The following is an 18,716-nucleotide window of genomic DNA, read 5'->3' as shown; positions in this document are numbered from 1 at the left end:
TTCCCTTTATTTTGCAGTCTGATCTGAATGTCTGGAGATGAACTCAACAGATTCTTTCACGGAACGGCAGAATGCCGTCGGCTGTCCGGCAACCGTTATAAACAGATGGACTGATCCGGGAATCAGAACATATTTCAGTTCCACCCCAAGTTGCGTCAGCCTGTCTGCGAAGCCTGCCCCTTGACACCGGAGTATGTCTCGTTCAGCCGCCACAAGCAATGTTGGTGGCAGTTTGGCAAGAGCCGAATCAGCCGCTTCTGCAGGAGATACCAACGGATGGTGTGGTTCTGAGGTATAAGCATCGTTGAAAGCGTTCATTAGTTCACTGTCAAGTCCGAACCCTTTCCCGAATTGTTTCCATGATTCAGAGTCGTCTGCATAAGCTTTTGTGACAGGATAGAAGGTAATCAGACTGTTGAAAGTATTCTCGGGGAAACTCAGTGCCACGGCTATGGCAAGATTTCCGCCTGAACTGTCTCCACCAACAGAGATGCTGTCACATTTCCACTCCGTCATCTTGCTTTGAGCAAATTTTATGGCATCAATGCAATCGTTCAAACCTTCGGGAAAAGGATGCTCAGGCGCAAGCCTGTAATCTACGGCAAGCACAGCAATGCCCTTCTCAGCCATTGCTGCGCAATATCGGGAACAACTGTTTACACTGCCAATCACCCAACCGCCACCGTGGAAATAGACAAGTAGTGGTATCGTGTCGTTATCATAGCGATCGCTACGGAAGAATGTCAGGTTGTTGCCTATGTCAGTGCGGGTCACTCCAATGGGTAATTCAGCTGCCAGGTTTCTTGCATTTCTTACGTTAAAAAGCAAGTCGTCATCGCCGGCAATCGCCTTGCGGATCGCTTCTGTCTGGTATTCCTGAAGTTTGTCCGGCATATTGGCAAGAAATGAATCGGCTTCAATACGTTCCGTATTCTTGTCGCAGTCGGTATTTGCGGAATATAGTGAGCATGCGCACCATATTACAAGTGCAACAATAAGCAACCTGTTGAATTTTGACATCAAAAACATTGATCTAAATGGAATTATCTTTATAGAAAAAAGAGTCCTTTATGTTGTCTATACTTCTTTTGATATATATGGAGGATAATCGTCTTTTGATAATCTTTTTTCCAATGTTTTCGGATTGACATCCCAAAGTGTAGGAAGATACTCATATACAACTTTTCCTTCATTAAGATAAACACGGATTCTGGAATCAAAAGCTACAGGCTTATATTTATCCTCATCAATAGGATTATCCCTATACAGTAATTGGTTTTCCTGCCAACAGAGTTCCTTTCCATCAAAGACGACATCAAATATACCACATACAACTGCATCCATCGTTTGGTTTTGAACTGTCGTGGAAACACAATGCATATACCCTGTTAATTGATTTGTACTTTTCCTCATTGCCAATTCATAACAAAACACACTTGTACCTGTATAGTCTTTAGCGATGGTAGTTCTCACACCGTTCTCATCTAAATTAAAAATCTGTTCATGGGTTATGGTAGTGAGATTAAACTTAAAGCCATTTACTGTTCTTTCCAGATTGGAAAACACCATTTGGTCGCTGTATATACCTTCCAAATTCCCATCTCCAAGTGTATAGACAACCTCATCAGTAGCCAATTTCTTGCCAATAAGGTGATTCTCTAAAAAGTGAATAATTTTATCTTTCATATCTAAACAATTATTAGTCTTTCCAGTATTGGAATTGAATTTATTTTCCATATATTCTACTTTACTGCTTTTTTATTGCATGACATTTGCGTAAGGTCATCTCATCGGCAAATGCCTGTTCACCACGTTCACGGATATAGTTGATACATGCAGGACGGTCTGACCCGAACAAGAGACCTAAAACATTTCCTATAGGATTGGAGAAGATCCTGCAATCTGTAACATCCTTATCGCACTCAGCACAGGTGTGAAAACCGCAGCCTTTGGCACATGTCCTGATTTTGCACCATGAAGTTTTCTCATTAAGGTGGCAACCGGGGCATTGTTCCGTAAGATACTTACGACATGCGCCACAGTACAGCCCGCACGCAGCTATCAGTTGTTTGTTTGCTTCAATCTTTTTCACTACTATTCACATGTGCGCCCCATAGTCCAATAAGGCTGATTATTAAATGCAAAAGCGCGGACCGCAATACCACTTCTAATTTGGAGGTCGTAGGAAACCTTGCATACAGATGTAGTAATAGCAGCCCACGCTATAGCGTGAGAACCACCATGCCATCTTAGTATGCAATTTGAAAATTTCCTACGTTTCCAAATACTTGATGAGCATAACGCTTCTTATCTTTTCGTATGTTTCGGACAAGAGTTGCCTCTATCCGGGTGCAAAGTTACTCATTTTTTGCGGCAATCTCTTATAATTTAATGGCTTTCTGCGTTTGGGCTGTAAGATTTTGCCTCACATCGTATTCTCGCACTCCCCAAAATCCAGTTATATGAAATCAGAACACGCTATGTTCTGAAACACCTCTTCTATATTGTCTTTTTTGTGTTCGTTCGGTTGGCCGGCCTCAGATGATTGTTTTACCGCGAAGTTAAGTCCGTCCGGCAACCGTCAAGGCCATACCTGTCGGTGACTTCCGAAAATCTTCCTCCTGCGGAGCGTATTTTCGTGTCAGCCTTGCCTTTATGCCTGCCGTTAGCTTCGTGTTTGCAGTAAAAAATTCCTCTAAGTCCGGAACACACCGGAAGAAAGGGAAAAGTAAACTTAAAAAATATCAGTTATGGACAACAGACCCAACAAGGAACAGGAACTTGCAAAACAGGTGGAAATGGCTCTAAACTCCTTCAGCTTCAGCCCCAAACTGTTTGCAGCAGTTATCCCGACAATGCACCGCACGTTACAGCAGTCGCTTTGGCGGCTCATAAAGGAGTGCATTAAGGTTATCGCTGACGATAAGACAGGACACGATGACCGCAACATGGCGTCACATCTTGAAGCCAAGGAGATGCTTGAATACTTAAACAAACATGGACGGCACATTCCGTTCGTATAAAATCTTATGGATATGGAACAGACATTCTATCTACTTACAACCCTCATTGAAATGCAGGACAGCGTTTCTGACGGACACGCCCCATATCGTTCACTTGACGATGCGATGAAAGCATTTGAAGATGAAATCGCTGATTGCCAAGAAAACTTCAACGTGCAACACGGTAGCACTCTGATAGACCTGCCACGGTGCAAGGAATGGAGGACAGAGGACGGTTACGGCTATACGGTGACAGTCGAAGAAATGACACTGCTATGAAAAAGCCAAAATACAACTACATCTACAGACTGATTGACCGGATAACCAAGTCCGGTCAATCAAATAATGACAGTTTTACCTATTACGGGCATCTTGTGGAACTGCAAAGCGGTACAAGAGGCTATGTTTCTGTGACACTGTACAAAACAGATGACAGATATGGTGGAGAACTCGCAGATTTCAGTTTCGACTATTGGACGCTTGAACTGCATTTTATCAGCACAGTAGGAAAGGCTCTAACGGAAAGCATCATCTATGCTTTCAGACATTTTTATACTCCCCGGACTATTCGCATATCATACGATGAATACGAGTATGAGGACGAGGATACGACCTATGAGTATGACGAAACAGATTGGGACAAGCCGCCTGTAAAACGGTTCAACAAGTGATAACCATCAAACAAAAAGTATTATGACATTCGATTACAACAAGGAACACAAGACATCCATGTCGCTGGTGCTTGAGAACGGTATTTCAGTAGAGGGCGAGTTTATCGACCTCAGAATAACAGTCGATACCCTGCCAAAAGGGAAGCAGTGGTATCAGATACGTCACAGTGACGATGATGGCTCAGAACCCGCATCGCTAAAAAGGGGGTGCGTGGTTGTAAACTTCTTCGGCACTTTCATCTGCGACCCGATAGACGAAATGAAAGACGGTGACGAACTGGAGATAACAGAATGGGGTTGGTAAATGACCGCCCCTGTATATAACTTAAAATCATGGATATATGAAAGTAAAGAATTTTGCGACATTCGGGCTGTTTGTTGACGGCGAAATTATAGACAGCGGAAGCATACACGCTATGGAGAACGAGGCGACACGAAGAATCTTAAGCGGTCAGTCTGAAGCCGCCCACATATCTGTCTTTGACTTCGACGGCGACAAGGTTGTGGAGAAAGCACCTGTCTTATCGCTCCGCAGAAACAATGACAATATCATCATCGCCAATATGTTGTTGCCCGACAATTCCGAAAACGTCAGGAAAAACCTCACGCTGATTGAGATAAAGGATATTGTCGATGAGATAATGGAGTGTGACTCTTTGGTTGACCGTACCGAGTTTGACACGGTACGGTGCAACATCGGCGGCGGTATGCTGTGGCTCTGTGACCTTGAGAAACTGCAACGGCATTTCGACATAAAGGGTGTTATCGCCGAAGGAGATAATATCGCCCTGCTTATCCGCAATTACCAACTTTGACCTTTTTCCCTTTGCCTTCCCCACCGAGGCAAAGGGAGCCTGCTTTTTTATAACGCTGAAGCGCAACCCCTTTTTAATGCGTAACAGTCCATACCTGTTTTATCTTCCGGTTTTATCCGTCGTACCTGCCAGTTATAGTTCTCTGCCATGATTTCATACATACCGCCTTACCTCTACGGATTATTTCTGCAAAGGTAGCGGCAGGCTTTGTCAAACGGCAAATCCCGGACGGCAAGCCTTATGGGAAATCTTCCTCCATTTGCATGGAGCGTATTTCTCATCCTTGATTTGCCTTTTTGCCGCCATGCCCCTTTGCCGGCAGAAAAATCCCTCGCGGCAAGCCGGACAGCTTCCGAAAAAAGGGAAATGACAAAAATTAAACATATCATATTATGGCAAAGGTAACTGATGAAAAAGTCAAGAGACAGCTGGAGAAAAAGACTACGTTCTTCCTTAAATACTTCCCCGTGCGCATAAAGAACGTGGGCGAGGACGCTGTGGAAGCACGCAAATTGGTCTGGGCGTTCAAGGATGCGGAAGACGGAGCATGTGAGAAAGTGGCACGAATGACTTCCGACTACATAAACAAGGAGTATGGAGGTAGAGCCAAAGACATCGTATTTGTCTGTGTTCCTGCAAGCACGCAGGAGCAGAACGAAAACCGCTACCGAAAGTTCTGTGAGAGGGTCAACGAAATGACAGGCATCCGCAACGGCTTTCCGCACGTGAGAATATCGTGTGACAGACTTGCAGTGCATGAGCACCGCCACGACAAGACTGTCCGCATGGCTCAAGTGATAGAGTTTGATGATGATTATTTCTACGGAAAGGATGTCGTGGTCATGGATGACATCATCACCACCGGCATGAGTTACGCATTGTTCGCCAACCAACTTGAAGTGTTCGGGGCAAACGTATTGGGCGGCATCTTCCTTGGACGCACACATTACCGATATGGGAAATAACATAAATCCAACTGCCATTAACAGGCGGTGTTCCGCAGCCTTTACGGGACACCGCTCATTTCCCCATGGAGGAACGGCAAACGTAAAGGCTGCCTTGACGGAGCTTATCAGAGATTGGCACGGAGAAGGTATCACCAATTATATGTGCGGCATGGCATTGGGCTTCGACCTTATGGCGGCAGAATGTGTGCTGCAGGCAAAAGCGGATTTCAACGACATCACGCTTACAGCCGTTATACCATTCCGCGACCAGTGCGGGATGTGGAATTGGAGTGACCGCCAACGCTACCATGCCATTTTACAACAGGCGGATTTTCACATATTACTGAGCGAGGTGTATTACAAAGGCTGTTTGCTTGTGCGAAATGATTTCATGCTCAAACATGCGAGCCGTATTGTTGCCTACTATGACGGGCGACGTCGTGGTGGCACATACTATACCTGCAACAAGGCTGGAGTCATGAACATTCCTGTCCTTAACTTGTATGACCATTTGTCGGGATGACACACTAAGGATTGTCCGTCCGTGGAGAGGGAATAAACCTCTTCACGGAAAGCGCAAGGCTGCCCTCTTATATCCCGGCCGGTCATGCAGGTCGTCTTAACCTGTTTTACCGCATTTACCTTGTTTACAACCTCTCGGTGTTCTCCTGCTTATATCATTCACATTCTCTGGTCTTGCCCTGGTTCTTTCCCTTCGTCACCGGTTTGGTTTTATCAGATGCGAAGTTCGGCCGTCCCGCTTGATCCGGCGGCTTGAAGTGCATTTCTTGCAAAATCTTCCTCCAGTGGAGAGTATTTGGCAAGAAAAGCCGTCGTATGAAGCTGATAAGACAGCCGTGTGTTGCATCTGTAAAACTCCAAAGCGGTTCCGGGAAAAAGGGACTGAAGAAAGGGGAAAATAAACATTCAATAATAACCCATAAATTCAAAAAAATGGAAGCAACATTAAATCAGACAGCAGTAAAGGACATCACAATGGTTGCAATCTCTGCAATCCGTCCTAATGGTTTCAACCCACGCAAGCACTTTGATGAAGTGAGTTTGAACGAACTCGCAGAAAGTATTCGTCAGCAAGGAATACTACAGCCTGTCACCGTGCGCCCCATAGCAGACAGCAACGACTATGAACTTGTGTTCGGTGAGCGCAGATACCGTGCTGCAACGATTGTCGGCATGCAGGAAATCCCTGCCATAATCAATGACCTTTCCGATGAAGAAGCCGAGGAAATCGCCATTACCGAGAACCTCCAGCGCAAAGATGTGACACCCATGGAAGAAGCCAATGCCTACCAACGGCTCATGGAAAGCGGACGGCACGACCTTTCTTCCCTTGCTGTGCAGTTCGGCAAGAGTGAGGCTTATATCCGTACAAGACTGAAATTCGCATCGCTTATTCCCGAAATCGCCGCCTTGTTGGAAACGGACGAAATCACGGTCAGCGTGGCAAGCGAAATCTGCCGTTACGGTGAGGACATACAGCGTGAGGTGTACGAACAGCACCTGAAAGAAGATGTGACATATAGCAGTTGGCGAGGGCAGAAAGCCTCTGAAATCGCAAGGAGCATTGAACGGCAGTACACCGCAGACCTTGACCGTTATTCTTTTGACAAGACCCTGTGCCTGTCATGCCCCCACAACACAAACAACATGTCGCTTTTCTGTGAGGGTTGTGGAAAATGTGCAAATCGCACATGCCTTGCCGAAATGAACGCATCGTACCTTGTGGAAAAAACCCTGCAGGTATTGGCGGAGAACCCCACCGCAACGCTCGGACATACCGACTATGACTACAACCTTATCGCTGTGGAGCGTCTTATGGCTATGGGACATGAGGTGGAGAGTGCCATGCCATACGGTACGGCTTATCCCCGACAGCCCGAAGCACCTGAAAAAGAGGACTACGACAACGAGGAAGCCTATGAAACGGCATGCAGTGATTACGAGCAGGAACAGAGCGACTATAGGGAAAGATGCGCTGAAATACACCGCCAAAGCGAGAACGGCGAAATATCGCTCTACGTGAAAATAGGAAGCAACAACATAACGCTGTGCTATGTAAAGAAGAACAACACCGCAGACGATACGACACAAGGACAGCCACTTTCTCCTGTGGAAAAGTTGGAGAAACAGGACAAGCGAAACAAGGAAATCGCCCTTGAAAAGACTATCGAGGACACCAAGAAGCAAATCCTTAACATAGATGTGGCAGAAGCCAAGTTCGGAGCGGACGAGGACAGAATGGTTTATTTCTTTTTGCTGTCAAGCCTACGGAGAGAGAACTTTGCCCTGTTAGGTATATCCGAAGAACACTCCCCATACCTCAATGACGAGGACAAGATGAACATCATCGCCAATCTGACGGCAAAGACAAAGGCTGTTATCCGCAGGGATTATCTGATAGCGCAGTTCAAAGACGCATACAGGAACAATGCCACAGCAGACCTTATGCTTGACTTCGCACGTAAGCACATGCCGAATGAACTTGCTGAAATTGAGGACGGCTATAACCAAATCTATGAGAAGCGACACCAACGCATTGAGGAAAGGAAAGCCGCTATCGTGGCTAAGGAAAAGCCAACGGACGAAAATGACGATGCAGCAGAGGCATCCTCCGAAGATGCGAAGCCGGAAGAAGCTGCGGCATAATGAGCAACAGGCAGGGTGGAGAAATCCGTCCTGCCTGTATGCTTAACATACCGTCAGACAACAACGGGCGGCGACACTTCCTGTTATACTAATTCTCGATTCATCCTCCAGTTATAAACTTTTATACTAATCCTTTTGGGCTTCCTCCATTTATACACGCTGGTGTTGTATCATATCAACCGTCCTGTCGGCTCTGTTTTTCTCTTGCAAAGTTACTGCGAGGTGAATTTGGCCCAAGTACCGCCATACTATCCAGACTTTATTTTGCGGAAGCCTTCCTCGATTTGTAGCCAAATCGGGTGTTCCATAAAATAAAGTCCGGATTTCTTGTGCATATTCTCCTGTCTTCGCAGTGATGGGCGCAAGTAAAAATCAAATCCCGACCGGACGGAACGAAGCTCCTGATGTGAGGGGAAATAAAAATTATTCATAAACACTTAAACATGAGCGTCTATATGGAAAAAGATTATGTGATGTCTGTTGCTGAAACGGCAAAGCAACAACTATTTGGCATGACCCGGACTTCTGTTCTTATGTCATGGGGCATAAGTGGTTTATATGCCACAGAGTTCAAGGACATGCCGGCATTGAAACTTAAAGTCAATGGAAGATTGTTCAAGGGGTTTGTAGTAATAGCCCTGAACGGAAGCGACTATTACGAGGTCTATCTCACAAATGATACCGAGACGAGACTTGTCAGCGATGAAGTCTGCTTTGACGAACTTGGAGAACTGATTGACCGCCATATCGAGCGTGGAGACAATCAAGAAGAATACGATAAGTTTTGTAACATCCAACTGATGAAGCTCGTGACGGGTTAATGGCTTATGACAAATACAAGGCGGTGAGATGTCCGAGGATGTCCCACCGCCTTATATGCTACAGATTGATGATACCACTTATAAGAGCATTTTATATCACTGTTTCTTTTGCGGATAATAAGATGCTAAATTCCAGTTTTTCCATAATAGTCCAAGCGGACACAATTCAGCTTCACTTGCTCTTACCCATGGCGTATGAAGACATTTATCTTCTGTTGGGTTTAATCCTTCTTCAGGGTGCTCATTGAAACTTCGTACACACCAGGGATATAATGAACATTGAAAATTCCCATCATGGAGGATCTTGTATATTTGATGCACAGATTTCAAAACTTCCACATTCCAACCAGCTATCCCTTGTGGTTTAACGGTATAGTAATCTTTCTGCTTATTCTTCATCATGGGAGTACCTAAATCATTTACTATCTGAGTAAATAATCCACTGGTTGAAGCAGGTGAATCAGCAATAATATCTAATAAATATGATGGATTATGTTTTCGTAAATACAATGCTTTATCAATAACTGTATCAACCCATCCCTGATATGCTTCGTGTAATTCCGGATGTTCAGGAACCCTATAATAGGATTTCAGTTTTTTTCTTGCCTCATTAGCAATACCTTCAAAAAAATCAAATAGTTTAATGTCTGTATTAACCTTGGCGTTTCCTAATTGAGAATATATATCTTGAGCCTTTTCTGGATTGTATTTTTTATCTCTAAACTGATACAGCATATCAACAAAAACGTGACCAGGATTAGAAAACATCAATGAGCAATCAGCCAATGCTAATACATTTAATATCCTTTGCCCAAACTCAGGGAATATGGCACTTGCAACTTTTTCCGCTGAAGAATATGGAAAATCATCAGATTCTTCATATTCTCTACAACAATGTCTTTCCATTATATAGGCAATGCTCTCTTTTATTGCCGATGCGCCAAAAGATATTATATCATCTTCATTTGCTTGAATACAAACGGCCGGGATACTTGGTAAGTTTTGTTCTTTTCCGAATTTCAATTCAAAATTCTCTACAGAAACCCTTACATTGTCCAAGGTTTTTATATTGGTATCCCAGTCTCCCAATGTAACATCTTGAACCTGTTCATTAAGTCTGATATTATCTTTGTTATCATCATATATATACGGAACTTCAAAGGCTTGTTTACCTTTTGCATATATATCATTGACCACACTTTGAACATACTCTCCATAGGCGTAGCATGTGGTTAGTCCATAGGTGGTAGTTATATCTTGTAAAAAATGGATATATTCATGAAAGAAAAGAGAAAAGTCTCTTTCCGAAAGCTTGTTCAAATCAATTTCTCCATCAATCTTTAGATACATTTCAAAGAAAGCGGGTATATATTCACCTCTATTAGCTTTTTGTCTGTAATCCATATTTCCTTTTCTAAATTTTCATTCGAGATATATGACACAACATTGTCCAGTATGACAATGCTTCCCCTCTCAGTCCTCCTTCTTCTTTCGAGGGCCGAGTGGTCCTTTCCAGCGACCGCGATCAAGCTGCACATTGGCTTCGTTCAGGATGCGGAACACGCTGCTCCGACTACTAAATCCAGACTCCTTGAAAATTTCATCAATGGAGAATCCTTCGAGATACATGTTGACAATACGCTTGTTACGCTCGGCACGCCCCATCGCTTTGTCGCTAATGCTCTCAATATGCTTCTTTATCCTGCTTATATGGTGCGAGGACTTACGGATAGCGTTTGCTTCCTGCGGCAGCAGGGCAATGGCGGTAAGCACGTCACTTGTCTGCGTTCCGGGAAAAAGCTCGTTGCCCGAATCAATCCTGTCACGGATGGACACCAGTCTGATGTTCTTCACCCGGCAGAACTCCAGAAAGAAGACGAGCTGCCTCGCACCACGCAAAGCATTCGACAGTTTGGGTATGACAACAGTATCCCCGAACTGGACACGCCCCATAAGGCTGTCCCACATTGTCCTTGCCTTGTCCGCAGACAACAGTTCCTCTCTTACAATCTCCACACAACCGAAGTCTTCCATCCATCCGCTGTCCGCAGAGAAGTCCTCGTAACCGGGAGCCGTCATTATATATCCTATTTTTGCCATCGTGTATAAGAGTATGATTTTGTCTGCAAAGTTAGCTAAATAATCCGACAACTTATCAGACTCTTCCCAAAATCAGCCATTCTGACGCCATTTCTATGATTATTTATCGGATATAACTGCTAAACGTTATAAAGTTAGTCATATTCACAGATTATTATATGCTGTTAGCAACAGATTTTTCACAGCAAAAAATGAGTATGATTACACTCATTTACAGATTGTCTTTCAATGTCTTTCCTTTGCAACCCCAAAAGTTACAGCCATTTGCAAAAATCGCATTTAGAGTATGATATTTCAATTTAATATAAATATAATTACGATTGTACTTATATCTCGAAATTATACTCTACTTTCGCAGCATCAAACAATCGCTTGTGCGACAAAAACAGATATTGATATGACTGATTATCCGTCAAAAAAGACAATGGCGCGGCAGATTGCCGCCTTGTTACCAATGTTCTTGCTGGGAATGTTGGTTTCCGCCTGCAACGGCAGTGATTCAGAAGCAAAAAGTTTTTCTGACGCCAATGCTGCGTTGGAAGATTACGAAGCCTTCCTGCGCTCTGTATCTAAACAGAAGACACTTTCAAACTCAGAGCTTGTATCTTCCGTTTTGGAATGGAAAGCTCTCGATGATTCAGTGACAGCTGCCATGTTCCGTGACAGCGTACATACGAACCGTGCAGTTGTTGATTCGACATATTTTTCCCTGCGCGATTCCATTACCGATAAACTGACTTCGCTTGTTGACAGCCGTAAGCGGTCGTTTCAGGATTATCTTGACTTCTCGCTGGCCGTCAACAGACCGAGACTTGACTCGCTCTCAAACCAGTTGATGATGTCAGCACACAGATTCTATGCCTCGATGGATTCCGTCCCTGTTTTCAACATGGACAATGTTTCTACCATTCACAGGTATGAAGACATCCTCGATGATGCAACCCGCCGTGGGATTCATACAAAACGAGACCTGTTCTTGTTCCTTCGGAATGAGGACAGAGCCTTCCGCTCTTTTCTCGTTCATCTGCCGACACTCGGTGGCATCCCTCTCGCCAAAGTCCGCGACAGCTCGTCTGCCCTGATGAAAGAGATGGTCGAGTTGTGCCAAGGAGATAATCCGGCATTTACCACTTCCGAAGTTGTCATACTGCTTACGATGCGCAATAACCGACGTCTGTTGCAGAATGCCCTGCAATGCGTGAACGACATCAACAACCGCAAAGTCAAGGGCGGAGATCAGGCGGCAGCCTATCTGTGGATGCTGTTACAGCCATGGATTTCATTTGACGGCTTCGCCCTCTCGCTTATGAGCGAAGCACAAATAGGCACACTGAAGATATTGGCAACAGAAACGCCAAAGTGCGTGGTCAAACTTGGGAAACCGCAGTTCCCCATTGATACGGATGAGCTTCCTTCGCTGCTCATCAAAACCACCATCACAAATCTCTGACACGAAAAACGAATACAATTATGCTGAAACACAAAATTGAGAGATTCCTCACATACATCTCCATGCAGATGCCGTCACTGATGTCACGCGCGAACTATGCCGGTGCAGAAATCTTCGACGGTATGGCCATCCTTGAGTTCAAGTTACCGAAGCCCTGTAACATAAGCGACCTGCTTGACGAGTTCGACGACCAGATGGAACTGATTATCCTTTACCATATCATTCCGTCTGAAGCAACAGTCATGGGACACCAGTGCTGTGCCTATTCCAATCCGTCATTCGATTATCTGTACAAGGTCAACGGTATCAGTGATGACAATGGCATCTGCGATACCCTGTACGCCTCGCTTTATGATTCGCTTGAGAATTTCGGGCTTGACTTGCAGGCCGAGCTTAACGACCAGACGGCGAAAAGCAAGGTCGTCTTTGCCCGCAAGGAGGAAGATCTCCTGCGCGACTTCATGAAATAAACCAGAGCCACTTATAGGATGAAAGAGACCGCATACAACAGAATTGTCGAGATAATCCGTGCAAGGCGCACCTGGATAACCGTGCTTCATGCCGACAGGGAACGTAACATGATGGTTCAGGTAGGACGTGAACTTCGGGAAGTACGTTGCCGTGTGCTTACACTTGTCGCCCTGCGTAAACACGGGCTGTATGAGCAAGGCCATGTGTGGGACATTCCGGAGTACAATCTTGAAAAGGCAGTGCGCTCACTCAAACGCGGTTCTCGTTTCAAGGAGCGGTGGAACAAAGAAACAATAAGTCCTGATGACATTGAAGAGATTATAAACCGTGCATCCTATGGATTCATCCGGCTCGAACTTTCCGATTTATAACTAACAACTCAAATAACACAACCATGCTGATAAAGATTCTCTATTCACTGATGTTTCCGACATTCCTTGTCGTACCGTTCCTGTATAAAAACAAACGGCCTGCCATGCTCGTCTTCTACCGTAACATGGCGATGAGTTTCGCTTTCAGGAAAGTGTACACCAAAATGTTGCTGCTTTTTCTGCTGGCATTCCATTTCTATCACCTGACGATTTTCCAGAACCATTATGACCTCATCCCGTCATCGGTGCTGTGCTTTGCGATGTTCTCCCACAGTCTCTGTGAAAGATTTATCTACTTCCTTCAGGATTGCCGTGTCCTGTGGGTCGGCATGGTTCTCTCCTTGACGTGCCTCTTCATTCCGCACTTCATGCCTCTTGGCTTCTCCATCGGTGTACTGCTCTGCGGAACAGTATTCTATCCGTCCCGTCTGCTCAGAGACTTAATGCTCCTGACGGAATGTGCGTACCGCCCGGATTGCTACGAAGACCTGCTGGAGCTTTCCGAATTATATTTCCGTTGGGATGAATCAGGAAACTCTATGTTGCAGGAATCCGAGCGAGAACGGAAGCATGTGTTTAACGAAGAGATAGAGGATGCAGAGTTTGAAGAGATCGGACATGAACAGGACGAAGTGTAATCATAAACCAGACAATATGAAATCAGAAGATACTTTTAGTCTCACGACAAATATGGCCCTGCTCCGCAGCCTTCAGGAAGACAGGCCTGCTGATGGCGGACGGCTGTCACGTTACAGTGCGTTTGTCTATTTGTTGGAACGTGCGAACAAAGAGCCGAGCACAGCAATATCCTTCGGACAGGAATTTCATCTTTCCGTTGGCCAGCTTGTGACTTCATATAGCGAGCTTGCTGTCGTTTGGGGATGGTCACGCGACAACGTGCGCAATTTCTTTCTTGAGATGACCAAGACTGGGGCCATTTCGGTTGAACGCCGGGGGAAGGCGACGGTCATATCCATTCCCGTATGCATGTCCGGCACTCCGACACTTACACGGCTTCCGTCCCGTGAAGAACGTGACCGTCTGCGTTTCATCTTCGGCACGATGTCCATCGAGGAACTGGCGGACATGTTCGACTCTGTGATTTCAAAGACCGAACATGATGTCGAGAAGTTGGATGCGGACGACCCGCACGACATTAAAATCGGACGACGGCTGCACCGGTTGGTCAATCATCTTGTGTTGCATCCTTCCGGTTTCTTTCCAAAAGACGACCGTGTGGCGGATGCCTTGCGTTGTCTGTTCATTGATGATTGCGATTCCGATTTTGCAAGGTTCTTCACCTTGCTTACTATCGGTGGACTCAAACTGATAGATGACCGCTGCGACAACACGGAGTTCCCGCCGTCGTTACCGGACACTACGATGCAACGGCTCGCTGCGGTCCTCGAATATTATTCTCCTTTTATAAGGCACGGTGTCCTCACCAATCCGACCGTCTTTGGCTATCAGGGACGGGCTGCGCCCGAAACAGGAACCGATACGACTCCGCATACGGGATAACACGGCGGCTTGCCGCCTCATTATCGGACGGGCTACGCCCAAAAAGGCCGCTTTGCGGCTGTTGGGAAGCATAATACCCCGGATTTTCAGCAGAAAACCGGGACAGACCGCCAAAAGCGGCAGCAAGCTGTGAAGTTATGGAAGAATTTTCTTCGCAAAATTCAAAAAAAATGAAGTCGGATGGCTCCCAAAAAGCCTTCGGAAAATCAAAAAAACGACGAAAAAATCATGGCAAATTCACAAAAACAAGTCATGGATCTCAAGGTTGCAAAGGGCTTCACCGAAGCTCAAAGCGATGAGCATAAACGTAACTGGGACGATAAAAAATGGGGCCGGGCATCGGGATATGGAGCCTACGACCGCACACGCGACGGCCTGAATTTTGAAATCGTGAAGGGAAAAATCGTTCCTCTTGATAAGACAAAATCCATCCCTGAACGCATCCGTGAGATACTGTCGGCGCGTGGAATCAAAGACCCTAACGAGGGATTGCCGGAGCCGAAATTCCGCACGGTGGTGAACTTTATTTTCGGTGGTTCACGAGCAAGGATGCACGAGTTAGCTTTCGGAACTCAGACTGTAAATCTGAATAAGGATGCCGACAATTCCCATATAAAACGCTGTCCGGACATTGAGAAATGGGCACTGGATGTGTATCGTTTTGTCGCCGACAAATGGGGCGAAGAGAACATTGCCGGATTTGTCGTGCATCTCGATGAGACGAACCCACATTGCCATTGCACCCTGCTTCCGATAAGGGATGGACGCTTCGCTTTCAAGAAAATATTCGGAGGGAAAGACTTGTACGACTACAAGGACTATATGCGGTCGCTCCACGATGAATTTGCCAAAGTGAATGAGAAATGGGGATTGGTGCGAGGATCCGACATAACTAAGACCGGGGCAAGAAATATCCCTCCGTATGAATACAGACGACTGTTGAGCAGGGAATGTGCAGACCTTGAGACGCAAATCGAATCGGACAAATCGTTGCTGCAACAGTTGAAACTTGAAGTATCTCATGCTGAAAGAAGGGTAAAAGGACTGACCACAATGATAGCCAATCTGGAGAACCGCAAAGCAGAACTGGAGCAGGAAATGGTACAGCTCTCTACCGATTTGCAAGCCGGAAAAGGAAATGCTGACGAGTTGCAAAAGAACATTGACAGGCTTAGCAAGGACTATGAGAAAGTGCTGGATTCCCTTACGGACAAGCGTCAGAAACTGACCGAGGCAAGTCGGAAATTATCTGAATACCGGGAGCTGGAGGAAGAATCCAAAGAGAAAGCCAACGAATACCGGCAACAGGCAGAGGACTACAAGAAAGATGTCCGAGAGGCATCCGGTGACCTTGCCCAACAGGTTCGTTTTCGCATTGCGGATGCTTTCGTGAATAATGTCATTGACAGCCTTAAAAGCACTTTGCCAACGCTCGGCGATGCAGGTTCAGTATTTAACAACACGCTGCTTGGAGACCTTGCGGAACGTGGAGAGGAGATTCTAAAATGCGCCGGACTGTTGTTCGCCGGATATGTTGATGGTGCCACAACTTTTGCCGAGGGACACGGTGGCGGAGGAGGCGGAAGCGACCTGCCCTGGGGACGGAAAGATGACGAGGACGACCTTCTTTGGGCACGGCGTTGTCTCTTCCGTGCGGCAAAAATGATGCGTCCGTCAGGCGGAAAATCTGTAAAACGTAAATGATATAACACTAATTCAAATAATTCAAACGATGAAGAAAATCTTATTTTCAATGCTTGTGACCTTTGTGGCACTGCTTGACGCGAATGCCCATGCGGTCAGCCATGCGGAGATGAAATTGAAGGAAATCGAAGCCGCACAAAAGGAAATTACGCTCCGCAAAAAGCCGAAATATCTCTCCGGTGCAATCATTCCTTCATGGACAGACAACTGGTTTATAAGCGTCTCGGGAGGCGCATCATCCTTTATCGGTTCGCCGTTGGGGTGCGATGATCTGTTCGGACGCATCAAACCTGCCTTACAAATATCATTAGGCAAATGGCATACACCATCGGTGGGAAACCGTCTCGTATTTCAAGGCTTCGAGTGGAAAAGCGGGGCTTTGACGAACCAACAATACCGTCATTATCATGCCGACCTCCTTGTGAACCTGATGCCGTCGATAGCTAAGGGTGATAAGGAATGTCGGTGGGATATTATTCCCTTTGTCGGTGTCGGATTGATTGACAACCGTGATGCCGGGCGCAATCCTTTCGCTTTCAATTATGGTGTCCAAGGGCGTTTTCGCATTGCCGATGGACTGCATATCACCGCTGAAATCGGTGACGCGACCACGTTCAAGGATGCCGACGGTCTTGGTTCTGCACGAGAAATCGGAGACCACCTACTGACGCTTTCGGCTGGTGTCTCATGGACTTTCGGAAAGAACCGTGGATGGAAAAAGGTCATTGACGCACGGCCTTATGTCATCCTCAATGAGCGACTGAAGGCTGCAGCATACGAACAAGAAAAAGAGAATGAAAGGCTTGCCAAAGAGAATGAAGCAAAAGCCAGGCTGATTGCCGAACTCCGAAAGATTCTTGAAATCGAGGGACTGCTTGACAAATATGCCGGATGTTTTGAACGTGTCGATGACCACGGTAATACCTCGGCAGGAGGCTATACCATGAACGACTACAACGGGCTTAACTCACTTAGAAAACGCCTCCGTGATGGCAAAAACGGCAGTCCCGAAAAGGATAACCGGTCAGAAAATGCAGTGTCCGGGGAAAGCAACGGAAGCAAGGCAGAAGTCGGCAGTGACGGGAACAATAACAGTTATGCGGATGATGTCATTAACGGCAATGCCGCACTCGGTGCACCCATATATTTCTTCTTTGAACTCGGCACCGACAATCTTGTAGAGGAATCACAACTGGTGAACATCGACGAGATTGCACGTATCGCTAAGAAATACAACCTTAGAATTGAAATTACAGGTTCGGCCGACAAAGCTACTGGTACGGAAATGATCAATTCAAATCTCGGTTCTCAAAGAGCCACCTTTATCGCCGGATGCCTGAAAGAACGAGGCATTCTGGAGAACAATATCAAGAAAATCTCAAGGGGCGGTATTGATGATTATACACCGGGAAAAGCAAACAGAAACACCATCGTCAGACTTTTCTTGCCATAATAGACGAGCACTAAGAAGCTAACTTTTTCATTTTTTTGCAGGCAGTCCCGACCGTGAGGTTAGGGCTGTCTTTTGCATAAACAGACATACAAAAAATGACTATTAAGAGAACGTCGAGGTACAAATATTTGCGCTTAAAACGCCTGATTTTACAAAAAAAATGAGTTTAGATACTACTATGTCTTGTGGTCGTTTCAATAAACAAAGGCGGCTTTACACTTGAAAAATCATCAAAATTTCAAAGGTTAAATCATCCTGTTCCCTGTCGTCAGGAAATAATAGAATCAATCTGAGTTTACGGTCAAAACGATACATGTCCATCGAATTTTGGAAAGAGACATAGGATTTATATTGATGTTCGGTTTTAGGAAATTAAAGTAAGGGAAAAAGTATGCGGACAACCTGAAATAACCTAATATATGCCGATTTGAGCATTGCGAAGAGGCTTGGTTGCTTCTATTGGGTGTAAAGGTAATAGTCTTTTCTATCTGCAAAAGATTTATGTCGTTTCGGACAATTTCGAGGCGTTTTTTATTCAGCTCGCATCCGAGCACATGAAAAATAAATTGAAAATAATCCGCTAAAAACTTGTGTATGTGCGGATTATTTTGTATCTTTAATATGGAAGTTGTTTAAACTAATTGGATTTAAGACATTTTTTAACAAATATGACTATGAATGCCAGATAGTTCCACCCTTTCCAGCTATCCACAGTTGTGTCAA

21 protein-coding genes are annotated in these 18,716 nt (G+C 45.4%); 16 read left to right on the top strand and 5 right to left on the bottom strand.

All coding sequences use genetic code 11. The features are described from left to right. Positions 1-6: 6 nt before the first annotated feature. The 3 genes from E5358_RS08215 to E5358_RS08205 are packed head-to-tail and all read right to left on the bottom strand — an operon-like array spanning position 7 to position 2,092. Positions 7-1,020: an alpha/beta hydrolase gene (locus E5358_RS08215; protein ID WP_123482744.1), complete on the bottom strand. Its 1,014-nt coding sequence runs from the start codon at positions 1,018-1,020 to the stop codon at positions 7-9. A gap of 57 nt (positions 1,021-1,077) precedes the next feature. Beyond that, positions 1,078-1,737 (bottom strand): hypothetical protein, encoded by a 660-nt coding sequence (locus E5358_RS08210; protein ID WP_260403679.1) that lies wholly within the window; start codon positions 1,735-1,737, stop codon positions 1,078-1,080. A 10-nt stretch (positions 1,738-1,747) separates the two neighbouring features. After that, a complete protein-coding gene (locus E5358_RS08205; protein WP_123482745.1) occupies positions 1,748-2,092 on the bottom strand; it encodes a DUF3795 domain-containing protein in 345 nt (114 codons plus the stop codon). A 658-nt stretch (positions 2,093-2,750) separates the two neighbouring features. On the opposite strand from E5358_RS08205, the gene E5358_RS08200 reads away from it, so the two are divergent. The 9 genes from E5358_RS08200 to E5358_RS08155 all read left to right on the top strand — a co-directional run bounded on the left by E5358_RS08200 (position 2,751) and on the right by E5358_RS08155 (position 8,923). Then, a complete protein-coding gene (locus E5358_RS08200; RefSeq protein ID WP_094401825.1) occupies positions 2,751-3,023 on the top strand; it encodes a hypothetical protein in 273 nt (90 codons plus the stop codon). Between the two features lie 12 nt (positions 3,024-3,035). After that, a complete protein-coding gene (locus E5358_RS08195; RefSeq protein ID WP_123482811.1) occupies positions 3,036-3,281 on the top strand; it encodes a hypothetical protein in 246 nt (81 codons plus the stop codon). Next, positions 3,278-3,673 carry a hypothetical protein gene (locus E5358_RS08190; RefSeq protein WP_185155197.1) on the top strand — a complete coding sequence of 132 codons (396 nt, stop codon included), beginning with the start codon at positions 3,278-3,280 and terminating at the stop codon, positions 3,671-3,673. The genes E5358_RS08195 and E5358_RS08190 overlap by 4 nt, the downstream gene beginning before the upstream one ends. Positions 3,674-3,695: 22 nt before the next feature. Further along, complete coding sequence (locus E5358_RS08185; protein ID WP_123482746.1) at positions 3,696-3,977, top strand: LPD28 domain-containing protein; 282 nt, start codon at positions 3,696-3,698, stop codon at positions 3,975-3,977. A 37-nt stretch (positions 3,978-4,014) separates the two neighbouring features. Then, complete coding sequence (locus tag E5358_RS08180) at positions 4,015-4,488, top strand: hypothetical protein (protein ID WP_135939736.1); 474 nt, start codon at positions 4,015-4,017, stop codon at positions 4,486-4,488. A 392-nt stretch (positions 4,489-4,880) separates the two neighbouring features. Beyond that, a complete protein-coding gene (locus tag E5358_RS08175; RefSeq protein WP_123482748.1) occupies positions 4,881-5,453 on the top strand; it encodes a phosphoribosyltransferase in 573 nt (190 codons plus the stop codon). Then, positions 5,443-5,958, top strand: a complete 516-nt coding sequence (locus E5358_RS08170) for an SLOG family protein (RefSeq protein WP_123482749.1) — start codon at positions 5,443-5,445, stop codon at positions 5,956-5,958. Before E5358_RS08175 ends, E5358_RS08170 begins: the two co-directional genes overlap by 11 nt. 431 nt (positions 5,959-6,389) lie before the next feature. Next, a complete protein-coding gene (locus E5358_RS08160; RefSeq protein ID WP_123482750.1) occupies positions 6,390-8,102 on the top strand; it encodes a ParB/RepB/Spo0J family partition protein in 1,713 nt (570 codons plus the stop codon). A gap of 455 nt (positions 8,103-8,557) precedes the next feature. Next, positions 8,558-8,923 carry a hypothetical protein gene (locus E5358_RS08155; RefSeq protein ID WP_123482812.1) on the top strand — a complete coding sequence of 122 codons (366 nt, stop codon included), beginning with the start codon at positions 8,558-8,560 and terminating at the stop codon, positions 8,921-8,923. A 96-nt stretch (positions 8,924-9,019) separates the two neighbouring features. On the opposite strand, the gene E5358_RS08150 is transcribed toward E5358_RS08155, so the two are convergent. Then, complete coding sequence (locus tag E5358_RS08150; protein ID WP_123482751.1) at positions 9,020-10,327, bottom strand: hypothetical protein; 1,308 nt, start codon at positions 10,325-10,327, stop codon at positions 9,020-9,022. Between the two features lie 69 nt (positions 10,328-10,396). After that, positions 10,397-11,023, bottom strand: a complete 627-nt coding sequence (locus tag E5358_RS08145) for a recombinase family protein (protein ID WP_123482752.1) — start codon at positions 11,021-11,023, stop codon at positions 10,397-10,399. 397 nt (positions 11,024-11,420) lie between these two features. Between E5358_RS08145 and E5358_RS08140 the strand changes: the two genes are divergently transcribed. The 7 genes from E5358_RS08140 (at position 11,421) to E5358_RS08110 (ending at position 17,993) form a co-directional block, all read left to right on the top strand. Next, complete coding sequence (locus E5358_RS08140; RefSeq protein WP_123482753.1) at positions 11,421-12,473, top strand: hypothetical protein; 1,053 nt, start codon at positions 11,421-11,423, stop codon at positions 12,471-12,473. Between the two features lie 20 nt (positions 12,474-12,493). Then, positions 12,494-12,943 carry a hypothetical protein gene (locus E5358_RS08135; RefSeq protein WP_123482754.1) on the top strand — a complete coding sequence of 150 codons (450 nt, stop codon included), beginning with the start codon at positions 12,494-12,496 and terminating at the stop codon, positions 12,941-12,943. An 18-nt stretch (positions 12,944-12,961) separates the two neighbouring features. Then, positions 12,962-13,315 carry a hypothetical protein gene (locus tag E5358_RS08130; RefSeq protein WP_123482755.1) on the top strand — a complete coding sequence of 118 codons (354 nt, stop codon included), beginning with the start codon at positions 12,962-12,964 and terminating at the stop codon, positions 13,313-13,315. A gap of 23 nt (positions 13,316-13,338) precedes the next feature. Continuing rightward, a complete protein-coding gene (locus E5358_RS08125) occupies positions 13,339-13,953 on the top strand; it encodes a hypothetical protein (RefSeq protein WP_123482756.1) in 615 nt (204 codons plus the stop codon). Positions 13,954-13,969: 16 nt separating this feature from the next. Continuing rightward, positions 13,970-14,836, top strand: a complete 867-nt coding sequence (locus E5358_RS08120) for a hypothetical protein (RefSeq protein WP_135939735.1) — start codon at positions 13,970-13,972, stop codon at positions 14,834-14,836. A 228-nt stretch (positions 14,837-15,064) separates the two neighbouring features. Further along, positions 15,065-16,540, top strand: a complete 1,476-nt coding sequence (mobV, locus tag E5358_RS08115) for a MobV family relaxase (protein ID WP_123482813.1) — start codon at positions 15,065-15,067, stop codon at positions 16,538-16,540. A gap of 28 nt (positions 16,541-16,568) precedes the next feature. Next, positions 16,569-17,993: an OmpA family protein gene (locus E5358_RS08110; protein ID WP_123482758.1), complete on the top strand. Its 1,425-nt coding sequence runs from the start codon at positions 16,569-16,571 to the stop codon at positions 17,991-17,993. Positions 17,994-18,716 lie beyond the last annotated feature (723 nt).

Source organism: Palleniella muris, assembly GCF_004792655.1.
In the GTDB taxonomy this organism is placed as follows: domain Bacteria; phylum Bacteroidota; class Bacteroidia; order Bacteroidales; family Bacteroidaceae; genus Prevotella; species Prevotella muris_A.
This window is presented reverse-complemented; position numbering and strand designations above follow the sequence as displayed.